The sequence below is a fragment of the Shewanella salipaludis genome, from assembly GCF_012911865.1.
In the GTDB taxonomy this organism is placed as follows: Bacteria; Pseudomonadota; Gammaproteobacteria; order Enterobacterales; family Shewanellaceae; genus Shewanella; species Shewanella salipaludis.
Map to the genome: position 1 here is coordinate 154,894 of NZ_JAAXYH010000004.1, position 15,764 is coordinate 170,657.

The following is a 15,764-nucleotide window of genomic DNA, read 5'->3' on the forward strand; positions in this document are numbered from 1 at the left end:
TAAATCCTTCTACGATAAAGGTTGTTATCATGCCATATCTCCGGGCAGGAGTTGAGGCATGGATAGTAAAATTCTGTTCGGCGTCAGGCCTGTTGGCTTCAGAAGGCATCGACCAACCACTGCACCTCATCGGCATCGAAGGCTATCAGGTCGAAGCGACAAGGGGCATCTATATCATGCAGTTGCAGATAATGGCTGGCGGCCCTGCGTATCCTGGCTATCTGTGCCTGACTCAGGGCATTGAGGGCGCCTCCATAATGCTGCCGGGCGCGGTATTTCACCTCGACGAAGACCCAGTATTCTCCGGCGCGCATCACCAGATCTATTTCACCGAAGGGATAGCGTACATTTTGGGCGATGAAGTGCAATCCCTGCCGTTGCAGATAGGCCTTGGCCGCCAGTTCCGCCTGTTGTCCCTGGGTCATAGCGGTCGTAAATGGCCTCGCAGGTAACGGGCCCAGCTGAGGCGGCGCTGGATTATACCATCGTCCGCCACCGAAAGGTTGCCACTGCGGCCGCTGAATTGATAACCGGGGAAGGCGCGCATCTGCGCCAACCGCCCCACAAGTTGCAGGGCATCATAACCCATGCTGTAGAGGCGCTTCTGGCTATTATTCCAGCCGGGCCACAGGGCCGCTACCCTTTGGTGTTCGTCGCTGTTGGCCAGGAGCCAGGGGATATCGCTGACCACCAGGTTATTCAATTCCTGCGCCTGTCTGGTGTCTATGTCCTGTCGGCTGCGGCTCGAGGTATACAGAGGCACAGGCTCGGCAAACACGCTGAAGTTGACGTCTATGAAAGGCTTGAGCAGCGCCAGATCCTGGGCCGAGGAGAGCATATAGATGGCGTCTATATCCCGGCGAGAACGGAAGTCGGCTTCGGTTTTATTGCCGATCAACGCCTTGATGCGGGCGATCCTCGCCTGACTGTCCTTGACGCCCAGGGCTTCCCGTACCGTGAGTTTCATCTGATCGCCGGCATCATAGAAATGCACTTCCGCCTGCTTGCCCGTCAGTCGTTGCCAGGTTTGGCCGAAGCTCTGGGCCATGCGTTGGCCTATGGCATCGTTGCTGGCCAGCAGTAGGGGGGTGGTGATGCCATCCTGGTAGAGTTTCTCGGCCGCATCCATGGCCTCCTGGGCCGGTGATAAGGCGAAATAAAACTGCTCTGGGCTGGGCGTGAATTTGTCCGTCTGATTGAGAAAGAGTTGCGGCACCTTGGGGCTGTCCTGGGCCGCCAGACCATGCAGTTCGTCGATTTCCGTTTGCAGCAGCGGGCCTATGATAAACTCGGCGCCGCCGGCTACCGCCGCCTGGTAGGCCTGGGCCGCGCCTTCCGCGGTATCGAAGAAATTGATCGCCATGTCAGAGTCGGCTTCCGCCAGGTAGCTGCTGAGTATGCCCTGCCTGATGGCATAGGCTATGTTGGCTCTGGCGCCGCTCAGGGGCAATAACACGGCGACATTTCCTGGGTGGAAGGGCTTGGTATTCAGCGCCCGGTCGAGATCCGAAGGCAATTTCATCGCCGCCGGATGATTGGGGTGCCGTCGTTGCCACTCGCCCAGGGAGGTGACCAGTTGGCTGGGCTCGACGGCGAAGTGCTTGACTATGTAGGCCAGTTGCAACCAGCCGCTGAAATCGGGGTCCTTGTCGTCGCGGGCGACTCGCTCCAGCACTTGTTCCTGCAAGGGCTGCAATGCCTGCCATAGCTTGTCGTTGACTTCGGCCTGTTGCTGGGCCGGCAGATAGCGGCTCAGCCGGGCCAGCTCGCGCACCTGTTCGATGGGCTGTTTGTTTTGTTGGTAGAGCCTGGCCTTGAATTGGTGGTAGGCCGCTCGCTGCCAATTGGGCAGACTCCAGTCGTCGGGGTAGTCGAGGATGGTGAGGGCGGCGCCGGCCGTGGCCGTCTGTTCCAGCACCCTGGCGGTGAGATATATATGTTCGGCCTGCAGACTCTGGTTGTGCATCTGCCGCGTCTTCATCGCCTCCAGCAACTGTTGGGCCGCGGCGTAATTGCCGCCATTGATGTAGGCATGGGCCGCCAACAACAGATAGCGGGCCTTGGGTTCGGCTTCTTGGGTCCTGGCGGCCTCGGCCAGATAGTGGCTCGGTTGCTGTGGTGCTGAGGCTAAGGAGACGGCCTTGGGGGCCGTTGGGACTTGCGTCCTGGTGCCACAACCGAACAAAACAACCGATAAAATGGCCACAGAAATAAACTTAGTTGTATTCAGGCTTTTTAACACTGGGCTTCACTCTGGTAAGATGCTGGCACTAGTTTAACCTTCTATGACCCTTGGCGAAAGTCTCGGCGTTATCCCACAGAGGTAGATATGGACCAGACGGTCGCACTGTACATAGTTCCCACTCCCATAGGCAATCTGGGGGACATGAGTTCTCGGGCCATAGAGGTGCTGCAGGGGGTCTCATTGATCGCCTGTGAAGATACCCGCCACAGCGGCAAGCTGTTGAGTCATTTCGGCATAGACACCAGAACCACGGCGCTGCATGACCATAACGAGCGTGCCCGGGCCCAGTGGATAGTCGAGCAACTCGCCGCCGGTCAGTCGGTGGCCTTGATTTCCGATGCCGGCACGCCGCTGATCTCAGATCCCGGTTACCATCTGGTGAGCCATGTGCGCGAGTCGGGTTTCAATGTGATCCCCCTGCCGGGTCCCTGCGCCGCCATCACGGCGCTCAGTGCCTCGGGCCTGCCATCGGACAGATTCAGCTTCGAAGGTTTTCTGCCATCGAAAGAGAAGGCCCGTGCCGATAAATTACTGGCCTTGAAGGAAGACCCGCGTACGCTGATCTTCTACGAGTCGCCCCATCGCATAGAACACAGCCTGACGACCATGGTCGAGGTCCTGGGCGGCGACAGGCAAGTGGTGATGGCGCGGGAGGTGACCAAGACCTTCGAGACTTTCCTCTGTGGCCAGGTGTCCGAGGTGCTCGAGAAAGTCAGTAGGGATCCCAACCAGCAGAAGGGTGAAATCGTCCTCATGGTGCATGGCTTCCATTTGAGCGACGATGAAGCTCTGCCCACGGTCGCCATCAATAGCCTCAAACTCCTGTGCGAGGAGCTGCCGTTGAAGAAGGCGGCGGCATTGGCGGCGCAGATCCACGGGGTGAAGAAGAATGCCCTGTATAAGTACGGCCTCGAAGTCGGCCTCTAGTGTCCATCCCGCGGCGGCGCAGATTTAGTCTGGTGCCCGCCGGGTGCTTAGGCTATAATCCGCGCCGAGTTGGCCAGACAGTCGCCGCGTTCGCAAGAACGGGGAGGAAAGTCCGGGCTCCACAGAGCAGGGTGCCAGGTAACGCCTGGGCGGTGTGAACCGACGACAAGTGCAACAGAGAGTAGACCGCCTGCCCGATTTATCGGGTCGGTAAGGGTGAAAGGGTGCGGTAAGAGCGCACCGTGCGGCTGGCAACAGTCCGTAGCAAGGTAAACTCCACCCGGAGCAAGACCAAATAGGGTTCCAGTACTTACTTAGGTAAGTTAATGCGTGGCTCGCGTTGGAACCGGGTAGGTCGCTTGAGCCTGTGAGCGATTGCAGGCCTAGATGAATGACTGTCCAAGACAGGACCCGGCTTATCGGCCAACTCACCTCATTCAACAACAAGCCCGTTTGTCGAAAGACAAACGGGCTTGTTGTTTGCTGTGATTCGTTCGGCTTATCGGGCATCAATGTCACCTCATGCATGCAGAAATCGCATTCCGCAAGGGATGCGGTTTTTTTGTTTTTAGCCGTAAGGCTGTTCAAACTTCGCTTGCTCTTTAAATGAAAATCAAAGTCGTGGGGCTTCACCCCACACCCGACCAAGAGGGGAAAAGCGCCTGTTCCCCTTTTGGAAATCCCCCGGCGCCCCTGCGGAGTTGAAAGCCCCTTGTGCTCACAGGCAAATTCGCTAGCGCCTCATATTCGCCATCCCTGGCTCACCTGAGGCTAGCTCGGCATCCTGCCTCGCTCACGCAATTTGTCTGTTTGCCCTGCGGCAACTCCGAAGGGGAAGGGGTGGATTCTGTTGGCTGGGTGCCCACAAGAGAGTCGTGGATGTTCCTGCTTTCCGGCTCAGTTGGTTTTTCAGTTCCCGCCAGAAATTGCGTGTTTAGCCAAACTTAATGCTTTACAGAACAGCAGCTTGTGATAACGTGGTTTGCATTGGACTAATGTACATATGCGTATGCGCACTATTAAAATGTTCGATTTTCAGCGGCATCATCTCTAAAAAGGATTTTACTTGAATAAAAATCTTATTCTTTTATGGCAAGGACAGCTGGTAAGTCAGTTGGGAATGCAGGCTTATTCTATTGCCATGATGTTTTGGCTTATGGAAAACACGGGTTCATCAGTCTTGATGGGTTTCATATTGACATTGTCTATATTGCCGAATATTTTTTTTGGACCAATCGCTGGTGTGATAGCCGACCGATTTTCACGGAAAAATATCATAATAGTCACTGATCTTACTCGAGGTGTTGCCGTTCTCATTCTATCCATAATGATATTTTGTGAGTTTGGCAGTCAATTTTTCATTGTTATGTTGTTTGCTACAGTTTCCGTCATAAATGGAATATCAAGGGCGTTTTTTCAGCCAGCCATTGATGCTTTCATTCCAGATCTGGTTGCAACTGAGCAGCTTTCTAAAACAGTTGCATTCTTTCAATCATCGACCCAGTGCTCTGCTATAGTGGGTCAGGCGATGGGTGGTCTTCTTTATCGTGCGTTAGGTGCGCCAATTTTACTTTTTATTGATGCTATTTCATATTTTATATCTGCCTTTAGTGAGTCCTTTATAAAAAGCGATTTTAAAAAACGTAAAAGTATAAGTGGTATTACCAATAAATATAAACAGCATAAGGTGGATTTGGCTGAAGGGCTGCGTTATGTTAAAAGCTGCAAAGGTATGTATCAAACGATGTTCTTCGCTTCTTCTATCAATTTCTTTATCGCTCCAATTATGCTTCTTTTGCCATTTTACGTAACAGAGCAACTGCTGGAAGAGGCTCAATGGTATGGTTTTTTACTCGCTGCAATGGCTATTGGGAGTGTTTTAGGGTATTGGATCTCTGCAACTATAAATGTACAAGGTAACCGCAAAACTATAGTCATGTTTGTCTCGATGATTTTGTTTTCGTGCAGTTTAATGCTGCTTAGTCAAAGCGTATCATCCAAGATTGCATTATTTTCGTTATTCATGTCAGGGTTAAGTTTGGGGGTGTTTAATCTTCAGGCAACGACATTGTTCCAAAATAATACGCCAACAGAATTACGTGGACGAGTGATGAGTCTATTGATGACTATATCCGGTGGGTTATTACCTTTAGGGTTAATGGTTGGCGGAGGTTTAGGGGCAGTGACTCATAATAATACCCAGTTCATTTTTGGATTTTGTGCTTTGGGTATTGCAATAATTACAATACTTTCCAGTCTAAACTCAAAAATGAGAAGTTATATTCTTAATCCTGCGAGCGAATGGCTTCGTCCACAACCCTTTTCGTGAGCACTTTTCTGGAAAAATACACCCATTCGCCCACAATTTTTGATGTGAGTTAGATAAGTTTGGTCGGCCTGGATTAAATGTATTTTTCGTTGAATAAGAAAAAGAGATGAAACATCCATAACACTTCTTGCGATAAATTGGTCGAAGAGTCACAAATTTTACAGTGACTCTGATGCCATGGAGGGCGAGCTGGCTCTTGTGCATGGAGGCATTTGTCGCCGTCGAGCCTACAAGGATGACTCTTTTGAGATCAAGAGCCGGCGTGTCACTGATGCTTCTGATATAAGAGCAGTACGCAGGCCCACGGCAGAAGATGGATTGCAAATTCACTTGGCCGCAACACTCGGCCCGAGAGTAGCACTAGGCTCAGCCGAGAGTGTCATTCGTAAGAAACAGGACATAAGCGACGGAGCATCCGGTATAAATAGCTTGATGTGGCAGTCTCTGCTGGGCTGAACTAAGTTGTTGATGTTGGAGTGGTGCCATGCTGCGTCCTCGAGGAAGCCAGTTTAGTGCGGGGCTTTATATTCAGCATCAGGCCTTACCGGAACCAGCGCTGAAGCGTATTATCTTGCTGTTTTATAATGGATGGCCATAATGATCCGCCCTGTCGTAACTGTCGAGCCACTTCACACCGAGTTATGACAGGCTGATATAGCATATTGAACATCCTTTAGCTAACAGCAATCCCCTTACCTAGATATATAAAAGTTAACAGTTTTACCCAATATCAATATTTTATAAAATTGAATGATTCTTCTATGGGAATCTTATCAAAGATACACGGATCCACAACTTAATAAGCTACCTCACAGTTAACTGGCTTGGGTCGTCGGTAGCAATATACACAGCTTTAAGTTGTTTTTCCCCAAATTCATTTACTGTTGCATTAGTGAAGGTGTAATTTTCCGAAAAGTGTGAAAACTCTGCCAGCTCTTCTTTATTTAATTCATCATAATTAAATGACATTGCACAAATTTTCCCTGCACAGGCATAAGATTCTGCATAATAATGAGTGTCTTTAAATACTTTCAGCATTTGGGTTAATTGATATTCTCGTGTCTCCGATAATTCAGTTGGAGGAATGGATTTTACTTTATAAATTAACTCGTGAACATTTTCAATAGTAAAAAATCTTTTCAATGCGTCTTTTGAAACTATATCGTTTTCAAGAACAAAGACATTAGTGAATGAATTTGCATCAACAAAATCCTTTTCGTTTAGTTCTCCATATTTTTTATTTTCAGGGAAAATATCTGGGTTTTTTATTTTTTCCTCATCTTTTTTAATAATCTTCTCCATTACTGATAATGTAATATTTCCTTCTTCAGGCTCCTTATCTTTTGTAAGTTTTGTTTCTGCCGTCGGTCGGTGGTGGGTTGTTTCAATTGAGTCAGAAGCATTATCAGCAAGACTGAAGTAAATATATGTAGTTACTGCTATGAGTATGGCGATTGATATTTTTTTCATGGTAAGTCCTTTTATTGAAAGCGAGTAAATTGACTCACTTTAAATTTCCGAGTTAAAATATACTATTCAACTTGTATAGAACATTCCACTTGCCCACCAGAGCAATGCATCGATATTGAACCGTTAGAGCCCACTGTAACAGTCATAGAACCTGAAGAACATGTGCAAGATATTGCTTGTGCATTAGTACATAAACTACCAAATAGCACCAACGAAAATAATAATTTATTCACGATAAATTAAACTCCATTTTAAGATATATTGAAACTGTAGCTTATCATGCACGTAACAACTACACAACATATCAATATTAAGTAATTCTATTGAATTGTAGTGTGCATCTCAACGGCACCTCTGTTCCGGGCTAGGGCTTGAATATTTCTTAACCAGAAATGACTGGATTTAACCAAAGCTTCAGGCTGTGAACTTATGTCTTTTTTGAGAGGGCTCATCATGCACATCTAGATTTTTCCAAGTACTTTGTCGTAATCCAAGACCCGACGAAAGGCGGGACATCCAAAACTCTTAACACTTTTGTTTATCTCAAACTATCCTCGCTGGTTGGCCAAGGTTGAATGCCAATGTGTTTTTTTGCCAGAAATTACTGGGTACTCCAATTCAACCGCACAGGCGCAGATGTGATCGTCGAAAACAGGGAAGAAACAGGGCATATATAGCCACCTCGGGTTTAATGAAGTCAGTGTTGTTTCTTTGTTTAAATCCATCTGCGTTGTTTGATAACCCACTTTTCACAATAGGATTTTTGTTATTAATTATTGGTACTATTTCCATGCTGTATTCTCGAAAAAGCCAGATTGGTGTGGAACTTTATATTTAATGTCAGGCCTTACTTGATAACTAGCGCCAAAGCGCATTCTCTTGCTGTCTTATAATAGATTGCCGTGATTGTTATTTAAACTTTTTCGTAAAATTTTTGGAGTAATTACAGCTCACTGTTCCGGCCAAAGTGTGGTATCTCCCATTATCAAAGCATTAGCAAAACACTAGCGCTCAGGAGAGGAGAGGGGACATTCATAACACTTCTTGCGATAAATTGGTCGAAGAGTCGCAAATTTTATAGTGGCTCTGATGCCAATGAGGGCACCAAACAGGCACTGTTGCGCCAGTGACCGTTGGCGACATGGTCGCTCCATGGCATCCCTGCCATCGCGACATTCGCCCCTCCTTGGTCAGCAGATGTCGCCGTCGAGCCTACAAGGATGACTCTTTTGAGATCAAGAGCCGGCGTGTCACTGATGCTCCTGATATAAGAGCAGTACGCAGGCCCACGGCAGAAGATGGATTACAAATTCACTTGGCTACAACACTCTATCCGGTGAACCGCCCTGCGCTCAGTCGAGAGTGTCATTGTTAACATAACGACCTTGTGTTCTGCTGTGGTGCTCTGGCTTGTTAATAGGCATTAACGTTGGATTTACCGGAAATTATTCATTAATATGTCGCACTTAATGAATTACATGGAGTAAATTACTATGGCTTGGAAGCATTCAGGGAAAACAACCGCATTCGATTACACTGGCTTAGACGCCGAAACCGCGCAGGCATATGGCATAGCTTGCGACCCCATCAGTTTAAAAAGCGCCCGCATTTTCATTACCCAGCAAGCTTTGGCCATGCTGGCAAATCTCAATCACTTCGATCAGCGCAAGGTAGTGAAAGAGATCGCCCATGTCTGCAACAATCCCGGCAGTTGCAGTTCAATTAAACACAGCAAGCTCCCCTTTAAACGCCTGTGGCGCAGTAAGGAGCAATTCCAGTCCTATCATTATTTGATTGACTATAAAATTGCCGCTGATGGCCGAGTCGTCATCCACGACATTTATTTCGATACAGATGTTACGGGGGCCAAGACGAGACATAGCCTCGAAAGGAATATGCTTTATAAGATAAATAGGATTCCTGGTGCGAAAAATTTCAATGGTGCGTGGAATGGAAATGATCTGCAAAACACTCAATCATCTTGGCTGTTAGAGGAAGCCGTCAGTCAAGTCGGTACAATACATGCGGCTGTCAATGGCATGCAAAATGAACTCGATAAGGCGACTTGGTTGATGGGGGCACATTTAGATGTAGCCTACCCTGAGGATGATTTTAAAACCTATACCTTGTTTCACAATCCCACGGATCGCATGTTCTACGATGTGGTCGAATGTGTATTCGATAAGCGTCAAGGCACTAAGTCACAGAATGCCCAACATCTAGCGGCTATTTTGCAGCAGACGCAACAGAAAGGCCAACAAACCAAGTGGGTTGTGCATAGCCAGGGGGCGATCATTTTCAGCGCCGCCCTGGAGGAATACCGTAAAAGCTATACCAGTGCCTTAACTTGCCATCGAGTCGTTGTGCATTCTCCTGGGGCCTGGCTGCCCAGGTTAAAGCAAGCCGCAACAGCGCTGGGCATGACTGTCGTCAATGAACGCAGTAATCCCTTCGATATAGTGCCGAATCTGGCGGGGACCAATGACCTTTCGCCCAGCAGTCTGGTCCGCAGTCTGAAGTTTATGGGCCTAACCTTCTTGGGTACCGAGACGACCAGCCCTCATACGCTGCCATTTTTGGGCCTGGAGTCCTATCATGCTCAGTTACGCTTTGCAGGAAATCACAGGCGTGCCAATGATGTCTTGAAATACATGGAAAAACACACTTAGATGGTAACTTATGAGTCAAGGATCAATATTCACCCAATAAGGCGGCTATATGGCACTATTACGTAAATTATTGCGCCGCTATCGCGGTGGTCCAGATTTTAATCAGACGTATACTGAAAGCTACTACTTGGGTGAGCGGTTCAAGCTGTCATTTCAGTTGCCCGTGTGTAATCCGCCTAAGCCCCCCAGGGCCAAGATAGTCAACTACCCATTGGAGCAGGCGGATTGGTTTGAGAATAATTGTTCCCAGTTATGGCACCAAAAATACATACCTATTCATGAGGCATACTGGTATTTCTGGCCTCTGGTATCAACGCCTTTTCGCGGTGAACAAGGGGATTTACGCTTAAATCTGGAACTAGGTAAATGGGAGCCATCTAGGTCTCAAGTAAAAAATGCCGCTGAACTGGGGCAGGCATTGTTGGATCAGTATAACGATTACTATAATGCCGAGCCCAATGAAGAAACTGGCGCGGGTTGGAATACTAAAATTAGAAATAGAGTAGAAGAACACTCTGCCAGACGGGCGACGCCCTTCACCGAAGAGGAAAAACAAGAGCAAATCAATTTAAACATGATGAGTACTGGTTTCCCAATTATTAGTGAGCGTAAAGTGTTTAATTTCAATGGTCGTGAATGGGTGCGTTATATTGAAATGAGAACTAGAAAAAGTAATAAAAAATATAGGTATGCTTGCGTGCTTGATAATAACTATTATCTGATGGCCGAATTTACCCTCAGTACCAACATGTCCGACAATACCAAACCTTGGTATAAGGATGCCGAAGCCGCTATCGAGCCCATGATGCAGCAGATTAAGCTGCAGAAGCTTGAGTTGCTGGCGAGCGATAACCTGTTGGCGGCGCTATGAGTGAAAGCAAAGTGGCTAGCCTGCAGTCTTAGAAAAGAGAGGAGGCATGCCTAGCTCCTCTTGCGGGAAATGGCGCTAAGAGCCGCGCAGTTCTGCAGTGGCTTGAATGCCGATGAGCACACCCGGGTGGGCTTTTGTGCATGTTTTGCGTGTGTTTGCGTATGTATGGATGCTTTGGCGCCACAGCGTCACAGCGTCACAGCGTCACAGCGCACCCGGGGATGCCTATTTCGACATCCGGAGCCAACCATCCCCCCGTCTAACGCCAGTGAGATTTCCCTTTCCCCCGTTCACAAGCCGCAGTCTATGCCTGATCCGCAGTGCCGCCGCGCAAGGCGGCAAAACGCTGCCGGCTTCAGTGTCATAAAAAAGTCTGCATGAGCGCCCGGGCATTACACGCAGGTTTTCATGCAGACCGGCCGATAGCGGCCAGCCGAATCTTGCGGGCCGTTAATTAGGTTTGTACTGTCGGCCAGGATTGAGCAATATCTGTCAGGTAGTGATTGTCTTCCGGTTGCAGAATGACTTGGCACTTGAGAAGAGATGGATATGAATAAACAGGCAAACCCAGTTTACTGCGCCAGAATCGAAGCCGTATGCGATTACATAGGGCAACATCTGGATAAACCTCTGACACTGGAGCGGCTCAGTGAGGTTGCGCACTGCTCTAAGTATCATTTCCATCGTCAATTTCAGGTGTTTACCGGCATAAATGTGGGCAAGTACATTTCAATGATGCGACTCAAGCGTGCTTCATACCGCTTGGTTTTTCATCCGGAACTCAGGGTCACCGACATAGCTTTCGATGCAGGTTTCGAGAATAGCGAATCGTTTTCCAGAGCCTTCAAGAATGTATTTGCCCAGACACCATCTCAATTCAGGTTAACCCCTGAATGGGCGCACTGGAGCCAACAATATGCCAAGGTCAAACTGACAAGGAGAGATAAAGTGAAGATAACATTAACCCAACGCGATGCCATTAAAATCGCAGCCCTCGAACACCAAGGCTGCCCAACATCCCTGAACCAATCGATTCAGCAATTTATTGCCTGGCGCAAGCAGAGTAAGGAGTCGCCAGTCACCAGCAGCCAGACCTTTGGTATTCCCTACAACGATCCCAATAACGTGGCTCCCGAGGCTTTCCGCTTCGATATCTGCGGTTCGGTCAGTCAAGATGTCGCCGACAACGAGTATCGGGTGGTCACTAAGGAGATCCCCGGGGGGCGCTGCGCCGTGATTCGTCATCATGGTCCACACGAGCAGATGGATGACAAGATTTACCAGTTCTACCGCGAGTGGCTACCCCAGAGTGGTGAGGAGCTGCGTGATTTTCCGCTTTACTTCCACTACATCAATTTCTTCCCCGAAGTCGCGGAGCATGAATTGATAACGGACATCTATTTTTCACTGAAATAGCAGTGGATCCCCTACCCCAACAGGGCCGCAAGTTCTGTCAGAAGCGGGTGCGCACCAATACCCGCCAGCCCCAGCCGTTGACTTCGTCGCCCTGGGTGAAGGGGAAGGTCAAGTCTATGTGGGCGACATTGCCATAGCTGGAGTGGGAGGAATAGAGGCGGGCACCTATGCCCAGGCTGCCTATGGGGCCCGAGGTCTCGTTGTTGTCATCCGGACCGCCGAGGGCCTGGCCTACATCTATGAAGGCGGCCCAACCCAGTTCGGCGAACTGGTACAGGTTGATGTTGGGGTAGTAACGTAATTCCTGGGTGAACAACCATTGGTTGTCGCCGTGCTGATAGTCGTTGGGATAGCCCCGGACGCCGGTTTCATCGCCGAGGGCGAAGGTATTGTCCAGAAAATTATGCCTGGAGCTGCTCAGCCTCGCCTTGGAGTAAGCCGTCCACTTGGGGCCGATATGGTAAAAATACTCGGCCTGGACACTGAGGTTGTAGAAATCTTTCTGCCGGGTGTTGAACAAGGCGGAGCCGAGAAATTCCAGCAACAGTAATTCTTGCTTATCCTGGTAGCCTCTCTGGGTGCGCCAGTCGAGGTGGAGGCCGGGCAGGCCGTCTTTGGTGTCCTGGAGTTCCAGTCCCAGCTGGACATAGTGGTGCCAGCCCAGGTTGAAATCCTCATTGGTGCTGATGAGATGCACATTATTCAACACCCTGAAATCATCGTTCAGGTATTCATAGGCCAACCAAGGGTAGAGAAAATCCCGGTCCCTGGGCAGTGGCGAGTCGGGATAGTCGGCAATGTTGTCAAATTCATGCTTGTCCCGGGTTGCACCCAGGATGAAGCGTGACAGATGGGCATTTTCTTTGCTGAGCAGTCGGCCGTAGCTCAGATTCAGATAATCGATGGCATGTTCGAATTCATTGATGTCTTTGCCGTTTTGTTTCAGGGTGTCTATGCGGCGCCCATCCAGAAACTCGACCCCATACAGATCCCGGCTGTCCAGGGTGTGGAACGGCTTGAGGAAACGCACATGGGTTGCCTGACCATCGCTGTTGTCATGAAAATCGGCACTCAGGGTCGAGTATGGAATGACATTGAGCGGGGCTTCGAAGGCAAATTGATAGCCGCTGCGCTCGGCATCGGACTGATACTTGACCAGGGTACGCACCCCCAGCCCGAGCAGGTTGTCTTCTTTCATCCCCACAGAGTATTTACTCTCACCCCCGTTGCTGCTGAAGTTTATCGTGGGCAGGAGTGACCAGTTATCCCAGGTTTCGATCAACACCGCCTGTTCCGTCGGTAGGCCTGCAACCGTTGGATCTTTTGGGGTAAAACTGAGTCTGGCATCCCTGAAGTAAGGCTCGGCCCGCAGCAGACGTTGGACCTCATCGAGATCTTTCTGAGTGATTCGTTCGCCTTCCTTGAAAGGCAGCTTGTTGAGCACCACGAAGTCGCGGGTATTGATATGCAGATAATTGGCCCATCTGTGAATGAAGAAGGCATCGGGCAGGGACTCATCGAAAATAGCGTGATTGACTACGACTATTTTGCCGGCGACTTTTGAGGTTGAAGTTGAAGTTGAAGTTGAAGTTGAAGTTGAAGTTGAAGTTGAAGTTGAAGTTGAGGTTTGGGTTGAGGTTTGGGTTGAAATTGCGCTTTGGGGCGGCTCCGGCTGTGCAACCGCATTCCCCTGTATCAGCACACAGAGAAGTAACGGGCAAACACAGCACTCGGTTTTCTGCATCCGGCTACCCCCAAATCCATTGAACCTCGGGAGTGGATTCACGCCCGAAGATGACAATTTAATAACACATAGGAATGACGCAATAGTCAAGCTGGGTCAGTAAATAAGTCCACAACATCCAGGGGGCAGGCGCGCTCCATGCGCCGGTTAAACAACTAAACCAGTGGCTTAGAGCGTTCTGCGTGGGGGGACTGCCACATTGGCGAAGATTAAGCCGGCGATGAGCGACATGAAGATAAGGAAGATCTGCGAGCCTATGTGTGCCTGATTCAGCATGGTTTCCCCCGAGATCAGCGCGTTGAGGCCTATGTAAGTCTTGCTGCCGGGCACAAGTATCACTATGCCCTGCAGCAGGGCGATGGAGGCTGGTGCCTTCATCCAGCGGGCGAACAGGTTGGAATAGATGCCGACGGTCAATGCACCGAAGAAGATCCCGATAGACTCACCCAAATAGATACCGCCGAGCATGGCGGAGAAGAAGGCGACTATTCCGGCCAGCACGCCCCAGGGAGAATCCTTCAACCTGGCCTTGAAGATGATCACCAGGGCCATGGATAATATGGGCACGGCCGACCAGATGGCCCAGCGCGGCAAAGCTGCGGGATCCAGATGCAGCGTCTCGCCGAACAAGGCCTTGCCGATCGCCATGCCGAGCACGGCGCCGAAATAGAGTTTAAACAGCAACATGACGGCGTCCATGATGCGCGCCGTACCAGAGATCAAGTCTCTTGCCGCCAGTTCGGCCAGCCCCAGGGTCAAGGCCAGGCCGGGAATAAAGATGATGATGCCCGAGAGGATTACCACGGGCAGGTTGATATAAGGGTCGAAGGTGGCAATGGCGCAGGCACAGATGGCGCAGACGATCGCCGCCAGCGGTTCGAGCGTTTCGGCCATGCGTTTGGAATGCTCGGCCCGGTACACCAGACCATAGACCAGGAGCCCCAGCAGGGCGGACCAGAAGACGTCGTTCCAGCTGGTTCCCATCAGCATGGCGAAGGCCCCCGCCGAACTGCCGAATGACAGCCAGGTCAGCAGCGAACCATAGGGATTGGGTTTGTTGGCAATTTCTTCCAGGCGTTCCAGTGCTTCGGCCAGGGTGCGTTTGCCCGAGGTCAGTTCATCGACCAGTTCGTCGGTACGGGCCAGCGAACCCAGATCCAGCTCCCCGGGTTTGACGCGGGCGACATGGTTGTACTCCTGATCTGTGTCATGTTGCAACACGAAGGTCATGGCCGTCGGCGAGATCAGAAAATAGCCGGCCATGCCCAAGGTCGCGGACACTGTCTGCAGATGCGCCTCCAGGCGGTAGGCCGGGGTGCCAAACTTGTGCAACGCCTTGCCTAGCTTTATGATAAATCGGCGTTTTTCTAAAAACTCTTGGTTGTCCACTTGGGCGGTTCACTGTATGGAAGTGGGAATTCGCGCGCATATTAACCTATCTTGCCGTCAAAGGTTAACGGCTTTTAGGCTTAAGTAAAATAAAATGCCTTATTTTGTCTATGGCGGGATATATTGGTCTTTTAGCTGCTGACAGGGAGTAGAGATGTCGTTGATGGTATCGGGTTTGTACGCCGGCTTAACCGGTTTGTTGTTCCTAGTGTTGGCTTACAGGGTGGTCAGACTCAGACGTAAGTTCAAGATAGGCTTGGGGAGTGCGGATAACGCCGCGCTGGAGTTGGCGATTCGGGTGCACGGTAATCTGCTCGAAAATGCCCCCATGGCGCTGCTGCTGTTGATGTTGGCGGAGGCCAATGGCCTGTCGCAGCCCTACCTGCATGCCTTGGGCTCCCTCTGGTTGGTCGCCCGTCTGCTGCATGTTATCGGCCTGAATCTGGGCCGCGGCGGCTATCACTTCGGCCGCTTCTGGGGAGTCTTGCTGACCTGGACTGTGATCCTGACCCTGGTGGTGATTAACCTGGTCATCTCCATGGCGACACTGGCATAGCTTGCCGCCGTTTTCTATGACTAGCCTGGGCGCCCATGGGATCTGGAACGTCCTTGGCACCCGGGGCGTCTGGGCAAAAAAGCCGGCAATTGTTGCTTTTTTAGTCACACTTATGATCTGGAGCCTGCTATACTCCGCGTCCTTTAAA

At 50.1% G+C, this 15,764-nt stretch carries 11 protein-coding genes and 1 other RNA gene; 7 read left to right on the forward strand and 5 right to left on the reverse strand.

Going from position 1 to position 15,764, the window contains the following annotated elements:
• Positions 1-98: 98 nt before the first annotated feature.
• Positions 99-425, reverse strand: coding sequence for a YraN family protein (locus HC757_RS07925; RefSeq protein ID WP_169563786.1), 327 nt, complete (start codon positions 423-425; stop codon positions 99-101).
• Positions 422-2,242: a penicillin-binding protein activator gene (locus tag HC757_RS07930; RefSeq protein WP_169563787.1), complete on the reverse strand. Its 1,821-nt coding sequence runs from the start codon at positions 2,240-2,242 to the stop codon at positions 422-424. The genes HC757_RS07925 and HC757_RS07930 overlap by 4 nt, the downstream gene beginning before the upstream one ends.
• 87 nt (positions 2,243-2,329) lie before the next feature.
• On the opposite strand from HC757_RS07930, the gene rsmI reads away from it, so the two are divergent.
• The 3 genes from rsmI to HC757_RS07945 all read left to right on the forward strand — a co-directional run bounded on the left by rsmI (position 2,330) and on the right by HC757_RS07945 (position 5,501).
• Positions 2,330-3,172 (forward strand): 16S rRNA (cytidine(1402)-2'-O)-methyltransferase, encoded by an 843-nt coding sequence (rsmI, locus tag HC757_RS07935; protein WP_169563788.1) that lies wholly within the window; start codon positions 2,330-2,332, stop codon positions 3,170-3,172.
• 65 nt (positions 3,173-3,237) lie between these two features.
• Positions 3,238-3,607: RNase P RNA component class A (gene rnpB, locus HC757_RS07940), an RNA gene on the forward strand.
• A 631-nt stretch (positions 3,608-4,238) separates the two neighbouring features.
• Positions 4,239-5,501, forward strand: a complete 1,263-nt coding sequence (locus HC757_RS07945; RefSeq protein WP_169563789.1) for an MFS transporter — start codon at positions 4,239-4,241, stop codon at positions 5,499-5,501.
• An 804-nt stretch (positions 5,502-6,305) separates the two neighbouring features.
• On the opposite strand, the gene HC757_RS07950 is transcribed toward HC757_RS07945, so the two are convergent.
• Positions 6,306-6,971, reverse strand: coding sequence for a hypothetical protein (locus tag HC757_RS07950; protein WP_169563790.1), 666 nt, complete (start codon positions 6,969-6,971; stop codon positions 6,306-6,308).
• A 1,493-nt stretch (positions 6,972-8,464) separates the two neighbouring features.
• On the opposite strand from HC757_RS07950, the gene HC757_RS07955 reads away from it, so the two are divergent.
• From HC757_RS07955 to HC757_RS07965, 3 genes are all read left to right on the forward strand, one after another.
• Positions 8,465-9,640, forward strand: coding sequence for a hypothetical protein (locus tag HC757_RS07955; protein ID WP_169563791.1), 1,176 nt, complete (start codon positions 8,465-8,467; stop codon positions 9,638-9,640).
• Positions 9,641-9,689: 49 nt separating this feature from the next.
• Positions 9,690-10,511, forward strand: coding sequence for a hypothetical protein (locus HC757_RS07960; RefSeq protein WP_169563792.1), 822 nt, complete (start codon positions 9,690-9,692; stop codon positions 10,509-10,511).
• Between the two features lie 549 nt (positions 10,512-11,060).
• Positions 11,061-11,927 (forward strand): AraC family transcriptional regulator, encoded by an 867-nt coding sequence (locus tag HC757_RS07965; protein WP_169563793.1) that lies wholly within the window; start codon positions 11,061-11,063, stop codon positions 11,925-11,927.
• 37 nt (positions 11,928-11,964) lie between these two features.
• Here the strand turns inward: HC757_RS07965 and HC757_RS07970 are convergent, their stop codons facing one another.
• Both HC757_RS07970 and HC757_RS07975 read right to left on the reverse strand, forming a co-directional pair.
• On the reverse strand, positions 11,965-13,671 hold the full coding sequence (locus HC757_RS07970) for a ShlB/FhaC/HecB family hemolysin secretion/activation protein (RefSeq protein ID WP_211164316.1): 1,707 nt from the start codon (positions 13,669-13,671) through the stop codon (positions 11,965-11,967).
• Positions 13,672-13,839: 168 nt separating this feature from the next.
• Positions 13,840-15,060, reverse strand: coding sequence for a threonine/serine exporter family protein (locus tag HC757_RS07975; protein ID WP_169563794.1), 1,221 nt, complete (start codon positions 15,058-15,060; stop codon positions 13,840-13,842).
• Between the two features lie 154 nt (positions 15,061-15,214).
• On the opposite strand from HC757_RS07975, the gene HC757_RS07980 reads away from it, so the two are divergent.
• On the forward strand, positions 15,215-15,616 hold the full coding sequence (locus tag HC757_RS07980; RefSeq protein WP_169563795.1) for an MAPEG family protein: 402 nt from the start codon (positions 15,215-15,217) through the stop codon (positions 15,614-15,616).
• Positions 15,617-15,764 lie beyond the last annotated feature (148 nt).

Coding starts and splice junctions, on each gene's coding strand:
- HC757_RS07950 (WP_169563790.1), bottom strand. CDS start 6,971: ATGAAAAAAATATCAATCGCCATACTCATAGCAGTAACTACATATATT.
- HC757_RS07960 (WP_169563792.1), top strand. CDS start 9,690: ATGGCACTATTACGTAAATTATTGCGCCGCTATCGCGGTGGTCCAGAT.
- HC757_RS07980 (WP_169563795.1), top strand. CDS start 15,215: ATGTCGTTGATGGTATCGGGTTTGTACGCCGGCTTAACCGGTTTGTTG.
- HC757_RS07955 (WP_169563791.1), top strand. CDS start 8,465: ATGGCTTGGAAGCATTCAGGGAAAACAACCGCATTCGATTACACTGGC.
- HC757_RS07965 (WP_169563793.1), top strand. CDS start 11,061: ATGAATAAACAGGCAAACCCAGTTTACTGCGCCAGAATCGAAGCCGTA.
- rsmI (WP_169563788.1), top strand. CDS start 2,330: ATGGACCAGACGGTCGCACTGTACATAGTTCCCACTCCCATAGGCAAT.
- HC757_RS07925 (WP_169563786.1), bottom strand. CDS start 425: ATGACCCAGGGACAACAGGCGGAACTGGCGGCCAAGGCCTATCTGCAA.
- HC757_RS07970 (WP_211164316.1), bottom strand. CDS start 13,671: ATGCAGAAAACCGAGTGCTGTGTTTGCCCGTTACTTCTCTGTGTGCTG.